The sequence below is a fragment of the Pseudarthrobacter oxydans genome (assembly GCF_013314975.1).
In the GTDB taxonomy this organism is placed as follows: domain Bacteria; phylum Actinomycetota; class Actinomycetes; order Actinomycetales; family Micrococcaceae; genus Arthrobacter; species Arthrobacter oxydans.
Map to the genome: position 1 here is coordinate 1 of NZ_JABTYH010000027.1, position 14,463 is coordinate 14,463.

Here is a 14,463-nt window from a genome sequence, read left to right on the forward strand (position 1 = left end):
GATCACCCTTCGGCGCCGACATCGGGAAGGGCAGCGGCCCCAGCAACCGCGACGGGCCAGGCCAAGCCCCGGTCCGCCGTCGTGTTCGGTGTCATAGCCCTGGTGCTCATCGGACTGAACCTGCGGGCGGGCATCACCGGCGCGTCGGCACTGCTGCACGACCTTCAGTTGGTGCTGGGCTACGGCGCGCTGGTGGCGGCCATCATCCCGTCCATTCCCACGCTGTGCTTCGCGCTGGCAGGGGCGGGCACGTCCTGGCTGACGGGCCGGCTGGGCGTGGAGAAGGCGATCCTTGTGGCCCTGTCCATGCTGGCGGGCGGACTCCTCCTGCGCGGCATCCCCGCCACCGGCATGCTGGTGGCCGGAAGTGTCCTGGGCATGTCCGGCCTGGCGGTGTGCAACGTGGCCATGCCCTCCTTCATCCGCGAACACTTTGCCCACCGGACGTCCCTGATGACCGCCGTCTACACGGTGACCATGACCACGGGGGCCACCGTCACCGCCGTCGCGGTGGTGCCGCTGGCGCAGGCACTCGGCTCGCCTTCGGCCGCCGTCGGCGCCATTGGCATCACTGCCGTGGCGGCATTCCTGGGCTTCCTTCCCGTGGCGCTGCATGCGCACCGGCACAGTCCCCGGGCGGCCGGAGGGCGGATCTCCCCCTGGCCGCTGCTGCGGACCCGCAAGGGGCTGCTCCTCACCGCGATCTTCACGCTCCAGGCCCTGCTCGCCTACGCCCTGCTGAGCTGGTTCCCGTACATGCTGACCACCATGGGCCTGAGCGCCGCGGACAGCGGACTGATGTTCGGGCTGATGCAGCTTGTCTCCGTCCCGGCCGGCATGGTGCTGATCGCCATCGGTTCCCGTCCGCGGATGCTGCGGCCGGCGTTCTACCTGGTTAGCGTCACCATGGTTGCCGGGCTGGTATCGCTGCTGGTCCTGCCGGTGGGGCTGGCCGCCGTGCCTGCCGCCCTGCTCGGGTTTGGCCTGGGGATCTTCCCGCTGGTGATGGTGATGATCAGCCGCAGCGGGGCGAGCACCGCCGAAACCACGGCGCTGTCAACGCTGGCGCAGTCCACGGGCTATCTGGTGGCCACCCTGGGGCCATTCGGCATGGGGCTGTTGCACAGTGCCACCGGCGGGTGGACCCTTCCCCTCCTGCTCCTCCTTGCCCTGGCGCTGGCCCAGATCGTGGTGGCGCACCTGATCACGGGCAAGGCCATGACCAACGCCGTGGGAAGGAAGTAGCAGCCATGGCACTGAGTCCTTCCGCCCGCCCGCCGCTGGCCGACGAGGTCACTGCCAAACTGCGCGCCATGGTGCAGTCCGGCGAATGGCCCCTCCACCAGCGCATCCCGTCCGAACCGGAGCTGATGGCCGGCCTGGGGGTCTCGCGCGGCACCCTCCGCGAGGGCATCAAGGCCCTTGCCCACAGCGGCATGCTGGAGGTGCGGCGCGGCGACGGCACCTATGTCCGCGCCACCAGCGAACTGTCCGGCGCCGCCCGGCGCATGTACCAGGACCACACCGAGCAGCACATCCTGGAAGTCCGGCTGGGCCTGGACACCCAGGCTGCCCGCCTGGCGGCCCGCCATGCCACGGCCGACGACGTCACGGCCCTGCGTGCCCTGCTCACCGCCCGGGACCAGGCCTGGACACGGGGAGACTATGAGGCGTGGGCGCGGGCGGACTGGGGCTTCCACGAACGGGTGGCACAAGCCTCCGGGAATCCCCTGCTGCACGAGCTGTACCTCAGTTTCGGCAGCGCCTTCCACCAGGACCTCCTCAAGCAGCAGCGCCGGCCCGGCTTCGACGGCCGCCCGCACGAAGGCCACGACCTGCTGGTGGTGGCCATCGAAGCGCGGGACGAGGACGCCGCCGTCGCCACCGTTGACCGGAACCTGAACTCCTGCGCGGAGTGGCTGGCAGGATAGTGCGGCCGTGGGGTTTCTTCACCGCTTAATCGGTCAGTATGCTTACTATCTGAGGAAGGTAGTCCTGTCCGCCTCCCACCACGGCGGGGCAGGCACCGCTGACGACGAGGAGTTTCCATGGCGCGATCATCACGCCTGACCGGCCACGAGCTGGGCAAAGAGCCTGCGCAGCCGGCAGGGACGGCTTCAACCGGGACGGACTTGCCAGCGGCGCCGCACGCGCAGCGGCGGGCCGCCAGGGTTCCCCGGGACATCAAGTCCCCCTCCCAGCTGTGGGGTGACGGCCTGGGCCGCGTGGGCATCCGGTCCGCCCAGATACTGCTGATCCTCACCGTGGCGGTGGTGTCCGTCTATGCGCTGATGCAGATCAAGCTCCTGGTGATCCCCATCCTGATAGCGCTGATCCTGGCCGCCGCGATCGGCCCGTTCGTGAACATGCTCCGGCGCCGGGGAATGCGCGGCGGACTGGCCACGGGCATCGCGTTCATTGGGCTGCTGCTGCTCCTTGGCGGTGTTGGCACAGTGATCTATTTCTCAGTCCGCAGCCAATGGGGTGAACTGGCCCAGCAGGCCTCCTCAGGTCTGGACGAGCTGGAGCAGTTCCTGCTGACCGGCCCGGTTCCCATCGATCAGGAGCAGCTCAACCAGGCCCGGCAGGGAATCATCGACTTTGCCACCAGCAGCCAGGTGCGTTCCGGCGCCATCACCGGGCTCTCGATGGTCACCGAGTTCATTGCCGGCGCCAGCCTCATGGTCATCATCCTGTTCTTCTTCCTCAAGGACGGGGCCAAGATCTGGAACTTCTTCCTCCGCCCCTTCAGCGGTGCCCGGGAGGCGAAGCTGCGCCGGGTGGGCAGCCGGACCCTTGAGGTTCTCGGCGGCTACGTCCGCGGCACCGCCATCGTGGCCCTGGTGGACACCGTGGCCATTGGCGCGGCACTGCTGATCATGCAGGTGCCGCTGGCCTTCCCGCTGGCCATCATCGTTTTCCTCGGCGCCTTCATTCCGCTGGTGGGTGCAACGGTGGCCGGAATCCTCGCCGCGCTCGTGGCCCTGGTGGCGAACGGGCCGGTGGTTGCCCTGATCGTGGTGGCCGTGGTGATTGCGGTCAACCAGCTGGAGGGCGACCTCCTGCAGCCGGTGGTCATGGGCAAGTCGCTGCAGCTCCACGCACTGGTGATCCTGATGGCCCTGACGGCCGGCACCATCCTGGCGGGCATCGTCGGCGCGGTCCTGTCCGTCCCGCTGGCGGCCGTCGCCTGGGCCATCATCCAGGTCTGGACGGCTGAAGACCCACACCTGGAGGACATGAACCCGGACCTCCCGCCGGCCGGCACCAACCCGATCTAACCCCTTGGACAAAAACAGGACACGACGACGGTCGGGCACCTGGGTGCCGGACCGTCGTCGTGCGTTTACTGCCTGAGCTGCGGGACAGCCCCGCCTCGCTAGGAGCGGAGGCCCGCGAACACGTTCTTGGGCCGCTGCATCTCGCCGTGCTTGGCGCCAAGGACGATCACGGCGCCAGCGAAGGCCGGGATGGCCCACTGCAGCATCTTCAGCTGCTGCTGGGCGGCCTTCAGCTCGTCGGAGGCGTCCGGACGGGGCTCAGTGGCACCCTCGGCGCCTTCACCGGCCAGCTTCTCCACCTTCTTGCCCAGGAGGCCGGAGTACAGGGTCACCGCCGCGCCCACCACGGTGACCGCGGTCTTGATGACCGTGTCCCTGGCGACGCCTTCCTGCTTGGCAATGCGCCCCTTGTTCTCCCAGGCAATGGCGAGGTCCGCCACCAGGTGGGAGGCGAATGCCGCCGTCTGGAACGGCGCCCACTTCATCCAGCCGGCGCTGGAGAGCCGCGTCCGCTCGGACGGGTCCTTGGCCTCCGCTGCCGCACCGTTCAAGCCGATGGCGCCCATGAGGGAACCGCCGAACCACGCTGCTGCCGTGAGGTCGTGGACTGAACGGGCAATAAGATTTCCTGCCATGGTGTGCATTTCCTGTCGTTGAGCTGGTTAAGATGCCGCGCCTGCGGACTTCACGTGCCGTGTCCCATCAAGGTCATGGTCCGCCCATGGTAAGCACACTTACTAATGTTACGAAAGCCCGTCTTCTCCGGGCGGAACGCGTAATATCGTGGCCATGGGAAACACAGGGACGCTGTTCGGCTGGGCATTTGGTGATCCGGCGCGGGAACAAGAGGACGCATACGTAGGAAACCTGCAGGACGAGGCCCTGGCCAATGCCCGGGAGACCGCAAAGGCCAAAGGGGTTTCCGTCGTGGCCGACTCCCAGGTGTTTACGGTCCTCAGTGCCGACGACTCCCTCGTGGAGCTGGACAACGCCCCGGGCAAGCTTGTGGTCCGCTGCACCGTGCACGTGGAGGGGCCGGGTGCTGAGAAGCTGCGTGCCGAAGGGCCGATGAACGGCTGACGCATGTCGGACGGGGATTCCACCATCAGCCAGGCCGCCGACGCCGTCGAGCAGGCCTCCAACCACCCCGCCCTGGACGTCCTGGCCCGGGCCGGCTTCGCCGTCATGGCCCTGCTGCACGTGATTATCGGCGCCATCGCCATCGCCGTGGCGTTTGGACAGCCCGGGGAAGCGGAACCTACGGGCGCCATCGAGCAGCTGGCCGCGAACCCGTGGGGCCCGGCCGTCATGTGGTCCTGCGTGCTGGCATGCTTCGGCCTGGGGTTGTGGCAGGCGAGCGAGGCAACGCTGCGGGCACGCCCCCTGCCGCGGAAGGAGCGGCTCTCCAAGCTGGTCTCCTCGGGCTTCCTGGCCATCGCGTACACCAGCGTGGGGCTCAGCTTCGCGGGCTTCGCCGTGGGGATGGGCGGGGACTCCAGCGAAAGCACCCGTGATTTCAGCGCCACGTTGATGGCGACGCCGGTGGGGCTCTGGACACTCGTGGCCTTGGGCCTGACGATCATCGGCATCGGGATCTACTTCGTGGTCAAGGGGGTCCGGCGCGGATTCAAGGAAGAGCTCTTCCACTTTGACGGCACACGGCGCGGCAGGCTGATCGACTCGCTGGGCGTTGCCGGCCATATAGCCAAAGGGATAGCGCTGTTCCTCACCGGGCTGCTCTTCGTGATCGCCGCCGCCAAGCACAACGCCCAGGAGTCCACCGGGCTGGACGGCAGCCTCAAGGCTTTGCGGGACCACCCGTTCGGCCCGACCCTGCTGGTGGCCATCGGCGCCGGATTCATCGCCTACGGAATCTTCGCCCTGGTCCGGTCCCGGTTCGGCCGAATGTAGTTCCGGCCTGTTTCAGGGTACGAAGGAACCATGACGCACTCCGCAGCGAAAGACCAGACCCCCGGCGGCCACGGTGCCGGAGCGGGAGATGCAACCCCTGCCGTCACGGAGGCGGCCGGCCGCGCCTTCGCCGGCATGTTCCGGGTGCTAAAGCTGGCCCGGCCGGACCGGCCCATCCACCCGGAGGGCATCGGGCTGGCAGGACACCTGGCCAGGACCGGCAGCACCGGGGCAACGAGCGGGCTGGAGTGGCTCGATACGCCCGGCGTCGACTCCGTCAGGGCCCGGTTCTCCCGATCCCTGGGGCTGCCGCAGCAGCTTCCGGACATCCTGGGCCTGGCCCTCCGCGTCACGCCATCCCCGGGCGGCATCACGGACGTACTCTTCGCCACCACGGGCTGGCGGCTTCCCGGCAGGTTCCTGCTCCAGCCGAAACTGGACGTTGCCGGCGCCACGTTCACAACACTCATGCCGTACCGGGGCAGCAAAGGGCCGGTGCTGCTGGGGCTCCGGACCAGCGGGCTCCCTGACGGGCCGCTGGCATCCGGGGAATGGGTGCTGCACCTCTATTGGGCCAAACCCACGGGGCCGTGGCGCGAATGCGGTGAACTCCGCCTGAGGGCAGAACCGGAACCGGCGGATACTCCCCTGCGCTTCAATCCCCTCGAGAACCAGCCGCCGGGAGCCCAGACCTACGCCTGGACCCGCCGCCTGAGGGAACACTCCTACCGGGCGGCGCAGCGGCCGGCACCTCCCGCCGTCGCACCTTCCGCACTGGCATCATCCGCACCCGCAGGCCATACGCCGGGCGGGACAAGCACACTATCCGCCGCCACAGAAAGGAACACCATGTCCACCGTGTCCCAGCTGTTCAACTCCCCCGCCGCCGATGTGTGGAGGGTCATCGCCGCTGGCTGGCTCTACTCCGGCTGGGTGGTGGGCACCTCCCGGATCCGTGCCGTGGACGACCGGTGGCCGGAAGCAGGCGCACGCCTCCACCATTCCGTGGGCGGCTGGCCGCTGGTGATCGACGACAGCTCCCAGGTGACCGCCGTCGAGCCGGGCCGCCGGCTGGAGGTGGTCGCCCGGGGCTGGCCCATGGGCGAAGCGAAGGTCGTCATCACGCTGGAGGACCGTGGCGGGCAATGCCAGGTCACCATATCGGAGGACGCCGTCCGCGGTCCGGGAAAGCTGATGCCCAAGTTCCTGCGCGACCCCCTGATCGCTGTCCGGAACCGGGAAACCCTACGGCGGCTGGAGCTGATGGCAGCAGGCGGGGCCGGGAAATAGCCGGGCAGGGTTAAAGCACTCCCCGGCGTTAAAGCACCCAGCTTTAAAGCACCCAGCTTTAAAGCACCCGGGGCCCTGCGTGCCGGTCCATCAAAGGACCGGCACGCAGGGCCCCGGGGTGGTGAAACTGCCTAGACCTGCGCGGCCACGCCGTCGCGGGAGATGTTCACCATGTCCTCGCGCGGCACCACCTTGATGCGCTCACGCTTGACCTCAACACCGTGCGAGCCGCCGGCCTCGGTGGCGGCTGCGCCGAGGGCCAGTTCGTGCGCGTCCAGCGCCAGCCAGCCTTCCCAGCTGGTGAACTGCACGCCGCGGGCGTCGAGGAGTTCAACCACGGCATCGGCTTCGGGAACAGCGGCAACGGGCAGGTTTTCGCGGTCCTCCAGCAGGTAGGTGACCGTCTCGAGGGCGTCGCCCTTGGTGTGGCCGATCAGGCCCACGGGGCCGCGCTTGATCCAGCCGGTGGCGTAGATGCCCGGCACGTGGGTGCCGGCAGCGTCCAGGACGCGGCCGCCGTCGTTCGGGATGACTCCCTTGGTGTGGTCGAACTCGATCTCCGGCAGGGCGGAACCGAAGTAGCCAATGGCGCGGTAGACGGCCTGGACCGGGTAGTCCACGAACTCGCCGGTGCCGCGGGCGTTGCCCGTGCCGTCCAGCTCGGTGCGCTCAAACCGCATGCCGGCCACCTTGCCCGGGGTCTCGGCGTCGTCGTAGATCTCCACCGGGCTGTGCAGGAAGTGCAGGTGCAGGCGGCGGGAAGCCTTCAGCTCGGAGACGTCCTCGGGCTGCTCGGCGATCCAGTTGGTGAGCGTGCCCACCATGGTCTTGGTCTGGTTGTTGCTCTGGATCTGCCGGTCCGATTCCTCGTCGAACTCGAAGTCCTCCGGGTACAGGATGATGTCCACGTCCTTGGAGTGGGACAGCTCGCGCAGCTCCAGCGGGGTGAACTTCACCTGGGCAGGGCCGCGGCGGCCGAACACATGCACGTCCGTGACCGGGGAAGCCTTCAGGCCGGCGTAGACGTTGTCCGGGATTTCGGAGACCAGCAGGTCGTCGGCGTGCTTGGAGAGGACGCGGGCCACGTCCAGGGCCACGTTGCCGTTGCCGATTACGGCGATTTCCTTGGCGTCCAGCGGCCATTCGCGCGGCACGTCCGGGTGGCCGTCGTACCAGGAGACGAAGTCTGCGCCGCCGAAGGAGCCTTCCAGCTCGATGCCGGGAATGTTCAGGTCCGCGTCCTTGATGGCGCCGGTGGCGAAGATGACGGCGTCGTAGTGGGTGCGGAGGTCCTCGATCGTGAGGTCGGTGCCGTAGTCCACGTTGCCGAAGAACCGGATGTCGCCGCGGTCCAGGACCTTGTGCAGGGCGTTGACGATGCCCTTGATGCGGGGGTGGTCCGGGGCCACGCCGTAGCGGATCAGGCCATAGGGTGCCGGGTAGCGGTCAAAGAGGTCGATGCTCACGGTCAGCTCGCCGCTCTTGACGGCTTCGCTCTTGGTGAGGATGTCGGCGGCGTAGACGCCTGCCGGGCCGGAGCCCACGACGGCGACGCGCAGCGGACGATCGGCAGAACCTACGGTGGTGCTTGATGACACGGCTGTGTTCCTTTTTGTTCGGTCCGGCCCAACTAAGTAGCAGTTGATGTCGTTTTGAGGGCTCATAACGACATCTGCTGCTACCTAGTTGGGTGGTGGCTAGGTGGTGAGGACTCGGGGCTTGCTGGTGCGGGGCTTGTTCGGGGTGGTGGTGCTGTAGTCAGCGGTTTTGAAGTGCGACGGCGCGAAGGGGCTCACGCGCACAACGTCACCGATGACAATGACTGCGGGATTTGCGACGCCGGCGGCTTCCGCCTGGTCCGCAATGGAACCAAGAGTGCCAATGGTCACGCGCTGGTCCGGCAAATAGCCGTTTTCCACGATACCAACTGGCGTCCCCGCTGGCAGGCCGGCTTTGCCCAGGGCGGACGCGGATTCGCGCAGCTGGCCCACGCCCATCAGCAGGACGATGGTGTGGTCGGCCCGGGCGGGAACCTCGGAGAGCTCCTCGTGTCCGGTCACCACGCTGAAGCCCTTGGCGAGGCCCCGGTGCGTGACAGGGATTCCGGCGGCCGCCGGGACGGAGATTGCGGATGTGACACCGGAGACCACTTCGACCTCGACGCCGTGCTGCCGGCAGTATTCGGCCTCTTCGCCGCCGCGGCCCAGGACATAGGGATCCCCGCCCTTCAGCCGGACCACGCGGTGGCCTTTGAGGGCCTCCTCGACCAGGATCCGGTTGATCCCGGCCTGCGGCACGGGGTGGTGGCCGGGGGTCTTGCCCACCTCGATGATGCGGACGTCGGGTGCCAGTTCGTTGAGGAGTTCGCGGGGGCCCAGGCGGTCTGCCACCACAACGTCGGCCTGGCCCAGGAGGCGTCGGCCGCGGACGGTGATCAGCCCGGTGTCGCCGGGTCCGCCGCCCACCAGCGCCACGGAACCGCGGTGGGCCCGGCGGCGGCGCAGCGGAAGGTCGCCCGTTTCGAGTGCGGTGGCAACGGCGTCGCGGACGGCCATGGCGCGGCGCGGGTCTCCCCCGGCGTTCACGGCGATCTTGACGTCGTCCACTTCGGCAACAGCCGGGGTCCAGGCTGCGGAGGCTTCGTGGTCGGAGGCGTTGACGCACCAGACGCGCTGCGCCTCGGCGTCGGCCGATACCTTTGCGTCCACGGCGGAATCGCCGGTAGCCGTCTGGACGAACCACACGCCGTCGACGTCGGAGGAAAGGTAGGTGCGCGGCTCCCAGGTGAGGAGGCCGGCGTCGGCCAGTTCCTGGAGCACTGCGGAGGCAACAGGAGCCACGACGGTGACCCGTGCACCGGCGTCGAGCAGCCCCTTGGCGCGGCGGGCTGCAACAGGGCCGCCGCCCACCACCAGCACGGGGCGGCCAAGGAGGCGCAGCGCCGTGGGGTAGATATCCTGAATTGCCATGAATCAACGGTAGGGCGGCCTCACATGTGCCAACAACGGCGCAGCAACACCAGTTCACGTAAGGTAACGCTGCGTCACAAAGGCCTGGGACCGCCGTCGCCCGCGGTCCTGGGGCACACAGGCGGGTGTCAGGGCCGTATGCACCGTGTTCCCCGGCGAGCCCGCGCCGATGTGCCCCGGTTCAGCTGCCGATGCCGGCCAGGAACCGCCCGCGGTCCCGGATGAGCCGCTGCAGGTAGGGCCGCAGGACGAGCTTCCCGGCTGCGCGGCCCAGGAGCCCGAACGGCGCCGCGAACTCCACCCGGTCCGTCATGATGCAGCCGCCGGGCGTGGCCTCGAATTCGTGGACGTGGCGGAAGGACCTGAAGGGGCCGCGGACCTGCTCGTCCGTGAAGCTGTGGGGGAAGTCCACCTGCGTGACGCGGCTGGTCATGGTGAGTGGAATTCCGAAGTGCCGCGCCCGCCAGGTGACTTCCTGCCCTTCGCCGATCAGCCCTGATGTCACCCCGGCCACCGCCCGCTCCCCCGAGCCCTTCTGGGACTCCACGTGGACGTCGATGCTCCGGGCCAGGTCGAACAGCCGCTCCGGTGGAAGGGAGCTCTCGGTGCGGCACACAAAACTGGCGGTCATGGGGCCAGTCTGCCACCTTGCTGATGTGGGTCGGCGGACACGGCGAAGCCCGACGGCGGGAGGCGGCGTCGGGCTTTGCGGGGTGCGGAAGGTGGGGGTGCTTAGCGGGTGCTGCCGGCCAGGAGCCCGCGGCTGCGGAGGAGTCGCTTTTCGATGGGCCCGAAGACCAGCAGTTCGATCAGGATGCCGACGGCGAGGATCAGCAGGATCGCCGACATCACCACGGTCATGTCGGACAGGATCCGGCCCTGGTCCAACAGGGAGCCCAGGCCGAAGCCGATGGTGCCGCCCACGGCGATGATTTCCGCGGCCATGAGGGACCGCCAGGAGAAGGCCCAGCCCTGCTTCAGGCCGCCCAGGTAGCCGGGCAGTGCGGCGGGGAGGATGATCTGCAGCGCCATCTCCAGCCGGGACGCGCCCAGGACGGTGCCCACGCGCCGGTACTGCGGCGGGATCTGGTCCACGCCGGAGATCAGGCCGTTGATGATGGACGGGATGGCGCCCATGAACACCACGAAATACACGGTGGCGTCGGTGAGGCCGAACCAGATGATGGCCGCCGGGACCCAGGCAACGGAGGGCAGGACCTGGAGGCCGGAAATCAGCGGCCCGAACGCGCGGCGCAGCGGTGCGACCTGTGCCAGCAGGAGGCCAACCGGGGTTGCAATGGCCACCGAAATGACAAAGCCCACCAGCCCGCGCTGCAGTGACGTCCACACGGCTTCCTGGAGCTTGCCTTCGTTCCAGAGGACGCCCACCTGCGCTGCGACATCCAGCGGGCCGGGCACCAGGTCGCGCCGTTTCAGGCCGAGCGAGACGTAGAACTGCCATGCCAGCATCAGCACCACCAGGGCGGCGATGGGCAGCAGGATGCGGCTCCAGTCGATGCGGTTCTTGCGGGCGGCGTCTGACTGCAGGGAGTCCAGCCCGGACTCGAGTTCCCGCAGGTCCTCGTTGCCGGTGGAGGTGCGGGTGAGTGCGGCGTGGATGTGCCGGGGTTCGGCGGGGTCGGCGGAAGCTTCAGCCAGGGGCGTTGGGTTACTTGGCATGGCGGCGGATCTCCTCCCGGAGCCGGGCGGTGATGACCCCGGTCAGCTGGCCGGCGAGCCCGGCGTCGGTGCGGTGTTCCTCGGTGACGGCCCATTCCTGGACCACGCGGCCGGGGCGGGAGGACAGCAGCAGCACTCGCTGGCCGAGCCGGACGGCTTCGCGGACGTTGTGGGTCACAAAGACGATGGTGCGGCCGGTTTCCTTCCAGATCCGCTCCAGCTCATCGTGCAGCAGGTCGCGGGTGATGGCGTCGAGGGCGGCGAAAGGCTCGTCCATGAGCAGCAGCTGCCGGTCCTGCGCAAGCGACCTCGCCAGGGACACGCGCTGCCGCATGCCGCCGGAGAGCTCGTGCGGGCGCTTGTCCCCCGCCGCACCCAGGTGCACCAGCTCCAGCAGCTCCTGGGCCTTGGCCTTACGGTCTGCCTTGCCAACGCCGCGGAGTTTCAAGGCCAGTTCGATGTTCTCCCGGGCGGTGAGCCAGGGGAAGAGCGCGGCGTCCTGGAACATAAAGGCGGCACCGTCGCTGGGTACCTCCAGGGCGCCCGACGACGGCGGCTCCAGTCCCGCGATGATGTTCAGCAGGGTGGATTTGCCGCAGCCGGAGGCACCGAGGAGGGCAACGAACTCGCCCTTCCCGATGGTGGCGTTGACGTCGTCCAGTACCGGGGCGCCGTCGCCGAAGCGCTTGCCCAGGTGTTCCAGTACGACTGGCATGGTGCCGTCCTTAAGTTGGTGGGTTGGATCAGTCCTGGCCGAGGCCGGCTGCTGAAATCTTGCTGCTGGTGCCTGCGCCGGCAAGGTCTGCGCCGGCGGCAACCTCGTTGAGCGGCCGGAGGTCGAAGAGGCCGGTGATGTCGGCCTGCTTGGTGGTGCCGGCCTCGACGCCGTCCTCCAGCAGCCGCGGGTAGCTTCCGGCCAGCGGGTCCAGGGTGAAGGTGATGTTGGCCAGGGACCGGGCCAGGACGTTGTCGGCCAGGGCTGCCCCGGCCGATTCCTGCAGTGCCGAGTTGATGACGCCTGCCTTTTCCGCGGCGGGAGCCTCGTTCAGCCAGGCCACTGACTCCGCGTGGCCGGCCAGGAGGGCCTTGACGGTGTCCGGGTGGTCGGCGGCGAACTTCTGGTTCACGATCAGGACGGTGGTGGGGAACTCGCCGGGCTTGCCGGTACCGGTCCCGTCCCAGAGGTCCTTTTCGTCCACCAGCACCTTCGCTCCGGCCTGGAGCACCAGCCGCGAGGCCCATGGCTCAGGCAGCCAGGCGCCGTCGAGCTTTCCGTCCTGGAACAGCTTGAGCGTCTGCGCGTTCTCCGTGGGGTTGATGGCCACGTCGCCGCTGCCGTCAACGTTGGTCTGGTATCCCTCGGAGGCAAGCCAGGAGCGGAGGGCCACATCCTGGGTGCCGCCGAGCTGCGGGGAGGCGAGGGTCCTGCCCTTGAGGTCCGCGGCGGAGTTGATCTCCGGTTTGACCACCAGCTGCGCACCGCCCGCGGCGGCGCCGGCGATGATGCGCACGGACTGGCCCTGGCTCTTGACGAACGAGTTGATGGCCGGGTTGGGGCCGATGTAGGCGGCGTCGATGGCACCGGCGTTCAGGGCCTCGATGGCCGCGGGCCCGGCGTTGAACGTCTCGGTGCTGAGCGCGGTGCTGCCCAGGGCTTCGGCCAGGAAGCCCTGCTTGATGCCCACCAGTGCCGGGGCGTGGGTGACGTTGCCGAAGTATCCCAGTTTGAGCTCGGCGGCGGGCGTGGGTTCAGCGGCCTGCGCCTCCGTGTTGCGCGAGACGGTGGAGGCCACCACGGCGCCGACGGCGATCAGCAGGACCAGCCCGATGGCCAGGGCAGCCTCGATGGCACGCTTGCGCTTGGGTACTGCGCTTTCGCCTGCCACGATGCGGGTCATCCCGGGCTTGGAACTAGTCATTGTTTCACCATAGGGAGTGCCCCAAACCCGTTCAATGACGCGGAAACGGGGGGTCACGCAGGTTCATCTAGCGTCATATTCGGACGCCATTCGCCGGGCTCGCCTGAACGGTGCCCGTGCCCGGCTCAGTTTCCCTTGACGTTGACCAGCTGCCGCAGCTTGTGCCGGACGGTGACCAGGTCCGCCGCGTCCTGCATCACGACGTCGATGGGTTTGTAGGCTGCGGGGATCTCGTCGATGAACGCCTCCGAGGCCCTGAACTCGATCCCCCGCATGGCCTTTTTCAGTTCGTCGAGGGAGAAGGTTTTCCGGGCGGCGTTGCGGGAGTACTCCCGGCCTGCCCCGTGCGGCGAGGAGTTCAGCGCTGCCGCGTTGCCGAGTCCTTCCACTACGTACGACGACGTCCCCATGGACCCCGGAATAAGTCCGGGATCGCCGTGGGCGGCTTTGATGGCGCCCTTGCGGGACACCCAGACGGACTTGCCGCAGTGGACCTCCTGGCGGGTGAAGTTGTGGTGGCAGTTGACCCGCTCGAGTTCCTGCACAGGCCCGCCCGCCCAGCGGCCGAACTGGGCGCTGACGCGGTCCATCATCTCTTCGCGGTTCAGGAGGGCGAAGTGCTGGGCCCAGTGCAGCTCTGCCATGTACCGGTCGAACTGCGGCGTGCCCTCCTCAAGGTAGGCGAGGTCCGGGTCCGGCAGGTGGATCTGCTTCTTCGCCACCACGTGCCGGGCGACGCCGATGTGATGCTGGGCGATCTTGTTGCCGACGCCCCGGGAACCGGAATGCAGGAACAGCCACACGGCGTCGGCCTCGTCCGCGCAGACTTCAATGAAGTGGTTGCCGGATCCGAGCGAGCCCAGCTGGAGGTCCCACTTCTCCACGTACTGTGCCGGGTTGAAGCCGGCTCTCGCGGCCAGCTGCTTCAGCTCGGCAATCCGCGGCTCCGCCGTGGCCTGCACCGTCCGGTTGTTGTGGCCGGCGGACAGCGGGATGGCACGCTCGATGTCCTCGCGCAGCCGCTTCCGGTCCTTGGGCAGGTCCTCCAGCGAGTACTGGGTCCGGACGGCGATCATGCCGCAGCCGATATCCACCCCCACCGCCGCTGGCATGATGGCGTTCAGGGTGGGGATCACCGAGCCCACGGTGGCACCCTTTCCCAGGTGTGCATCGGGCATCAGGGCCAGGTGCGGATAGATGAACGGCAGCTGCGAGGTCTTCACGGCCTGCTCACGCGTCTTGTCATCCAGGATCGAGGCCCAGTTCAGCAGCTTGCTGTTGATGGCTTCCATGCGGGGCCTCCCATGGGACGGCTGGAGACTAACGTGGTTCCCCCGCATGGTACGCCAACATCCAGAGGTCGCAGGGCCTGACCACCGGATTGCTGGGCACGGGGTCCAAGGGTTCTCGAAG

14 protein-coding genes are annotated in these 14,463 nt (G+C 68.3%); 6 read left to right on the forward strand and 8 right to left on the reverse strand.

The features are described from left to right. The 3 genes from HTS88_RS16025 to HTS88_RS16035 form a co-directional block, all read left to right on the forward strand. The coding region (locus HTS88_RS16025; RefSeq protein ID WP_246256373.1) for an MFS transporter at positions 1-1,245 on the forward strand (1,245 nt) is incomplete at its 5' end. A 5-nt stretch (positions 1,246-1,250) separates the two neighbouring features. Then, positions 1,251-1,931 carry a FadR/GntR family transcriptional regulator gene (locus HTS88_RS16030; RefSeq protein WP_174180086.1) on the forward strand — a complete coding sequence of 227 codons (681 nt, stop codon included), beginning with the start codon at positions 1,251-1,253 and terminating at the stop codon, positions 1,929-1,931. Positions 1,932-2,048: 117 nt separating this feature from the next. Continuing rightward, positions 2,049-3,281, forward strand: coding sequence for an AI-2E family transporter (locus HTS88_RS16035; RefSeq protein ID WP_174180087.1), 1,233 nt, complete (start codon positions 2,049-2,051; stop codon positions 3,279-3,281). Positions 3,282-3,379: 98 nt separating this feature from the next. Here HTS88_RS16035 and HTS88_RS16040 read toward each other — a convergent pair whose 3' ends face one another. After that, positions 3,380-3,916, reverse strand: a complete 537-nt coding sequence (locus HTS88_RS16040; RefSeq protein WP_174180089.1) for a hypothetical protein — start codon at positions 3,914-3,916, stop codon at positions 3,380-3,382. 154 nt (positions 3,917-4,070) lie between these two features. Here HTS88_RS16040 and HTS88_RS16045 point away from each other — a divergent pair, with 154 nt between their 5' ends. Genes HTS88_RS16045 through HTS88_RS22215 form a run of 3 tightly spaced genes read left to right on the forward strand, consistent with a single transcriptional unit; the run spans position 4,071 to position 6,482 of the window. Further along, entirely contained in the window at positions 4,071-4,361 is a 291-nt protein-coding gene (locus tag HTS88_RS16045) for a hypothetical protein (RefSeq protein ID WP_174180091.1), read from the forward strand. A 3-nt stretch (positions 4,362-4,364) separates the two neighbouring features. Beyond that, a complete protein-coding gene (locus HTS88_RS16050; protein WP_174180093.1) occupies positions 4,365-5,192 on the forward strand; it encodes a DUF1206 domain-containing protein in 828 nt (275 codons plus the stop codon). Between the two features lie 30 nt (positions 5,193-5,222). Beyond that, positions 5,223-6,482, forward strand: coding sequence for an SRPBCC family protein (locus HTS88_RS22215; RefSeq protein WP_246256375.1), 1,260 nt, complete (start codon positions 5,223-5,225; stop codon positions 6,480-6,482). A gap of 131 nt (positions 6,483-6,613) precedes the next feature. On the opposite strand, the gene HTS88_RS16060 is transcribed toward HTS88_RS22215, so the two are convergent. The 7 genes from HTS88_RS16060 to HTS88_RS16090 form a co-directional block, all read right to left on the reverse strand. Continuing rightward, complete coding sequence (locus HTS88_RS16060; protein ID WP_174180095.1) at positions 6,614-8,080, reverse strand: FAD-dependent oxidoreductase; 1,467 nt, start codon at positions 8,078-8,080, stop codon at positions 6,614-6,616. A gap of 99 nt (positions 8,081-8,179) precedes the next feature. Beyond that, the gene (gene cobA, locus HTS88_RS16065) at positions 8,180-9,451 is read right to left on the reverse strand and encodes a uroporphyrinogen-III C-methyltransferase (protein ID WP_174180097.1); all 1,272 of its coding nucleotides are present in this window, start codon (positions 9,449-9,451) and stop codon (positions 8,180-8,182) included. A 181-nt stretch (positions 9,452-9,632) separates the two neighbouring features. Continuing rightward, positions 9,633-10,082: an SRPBCC family protein gene (locus HTS88_RS16070; protein WP_174180099.1), complete on the reverse strand. Its 450-nt coding sequence runs from the start codon at positions 10,080-10,082 to the stop codon at positions 9,633-9,635. Between the two features lie 101 nt (positions 10,083-10,183). Beyond that, a complete protein-coding gene (locus tag HTS88_RS16075) occupies positions 10,184-11,131 on the reverse strand; it encodes an ABC transporter permease (RefSeq protein WP_174180101.1) in 948 nt (315 codons plus the stop codon). Beyond that, a complete protein-coding gene (locus tag HTS88_RS16080) occupies positions 11,121-11,846 on the reverse strand; it encodes an ABC transporter ATP-binding protein (RefSeq protein ID WP_104184437.1) in 726 nt (241 codons plus the stop codon). Before HTS88_RS16080 ends, HTS88_RS16075 begins: the two co-directional genes overlap by 11 nt. Positions 11,847-11,874: 28 nt before the next feature. After that, entirely contained in the window at positions 11,875-13,029 is a 1,155-nt protein-coding gene (locus tag HTS88_RS16085; RefSeq protein ID WP_174180195.1) for an ABC transporter substrate-binding protein, read from the reverse strand. A gap of 146 nt (positions 13,030-13,175) precedes the next feature. Further along, positions 13,176-14,342, reverse strand: coding sequence for an RtcB family protein (locus tag HTS88_RS16090; protein ID WP_174180103.1), 1,167 nt, complete (start codon positions 14,340-14,342; stop codon positions 13,176-13,178). Between the last annotated feature and the right edge of the window lie 121 nt (positions 14,343-14,463).

What these genes read in the sequence shown, in the direction of transcription:
- cobA (WP_174180097.1), bottom strand. Translation starts at nt 9,451, where the DNA reads ATGGCAATTCAGGATATCTACCCCACGGCGCTGCGCCTCCTTGGCCGC.
- HTS88_RS16075 (WP_174180101.1), bottom strand. Translation starts at nt 11,131, where the DNA reads ATGCCAAGTAACCCAACGCCCCTGGCTGAAGCTTCCGCCGACCCCGCC.
- HTS88_RS16085 (WP_174180195.1), bottom strand. Translation starts at nt 13,029, where the DNA reads ATGACCCGCATCGTGGCAGGCGAAAGCGCAGTACCCAAGCGCAAGCGT.
- HTS88_RS22215 (WP_246256375.1), top strand. Translation starts at nt 5,223, where the DNA reads ATGACGCACTCCGCAGCGAAAGACCAGACCCCCGGCGGCCACGGTGCC.
- HTS88_RS16030 (WP_174180086.1), top strand. Translation starts at nt 1,251, where the DNA reads ATGGCACTGAGTCCTTCCGCCCGCCCGCCGCTGGCCGACGAGGTCACT.
- HTS88_RS16050 (WP_174180093.1), top strand. Translation starts at nt 4,365, where the DNA reads ATGTCGGACGGGGATTCCACCATCAGCCAGGCCGCCGACGCCGTCGAG.
- HTS88_RS16040 (WP_174180089.1), bottom strand. Translation starts at nt 3,916, where the DNA reads ATGGCAGGAAATCTTATTGCCCGTTCAGTCCACGACCTCACGGCAGCA.
- HTS88_RS16080 (WP_104184437.1), bottom strand. Translation starts at nt 11,846, where the DNA reads ATGCCAGTCGTACTGGAACACCTGGGCAAGCGCTTCGGCGACGGCGCC.
- HTS88_RS16035 (WP_174180087.1), top strand. Translation starts at nt 2,049, where the DNA reads ATGGCGCGATCATCACGCCTGACCGGCCACGAGCTGGGCAAAGAGCCT.
- HTS88_RS16070 (WP_174180099.1), bottom strand. Translation starts at nt 10,082, where the DNA reads ATGACCGCCAGTTTTGTGTGCCGCACCGAGAGCTCCCTTCCACCGGAG.
- HTS88_RS16045 (WP_174180091.1), top strand. Translation starts at nt 4,071, where the DNA reads ATGGGAAACACAGGGACGCTGTTCGGCTGGGCATTTGGTGATCCGGCG.
- HTS88_RS16090 (WP_174180103.1), bottom strand. Translation starts at nt 14,342, where the DNA reads ATGGAAGCCATCAACAGCAAGCTGCTGAACTGGGCCTCGATCCTGGAT.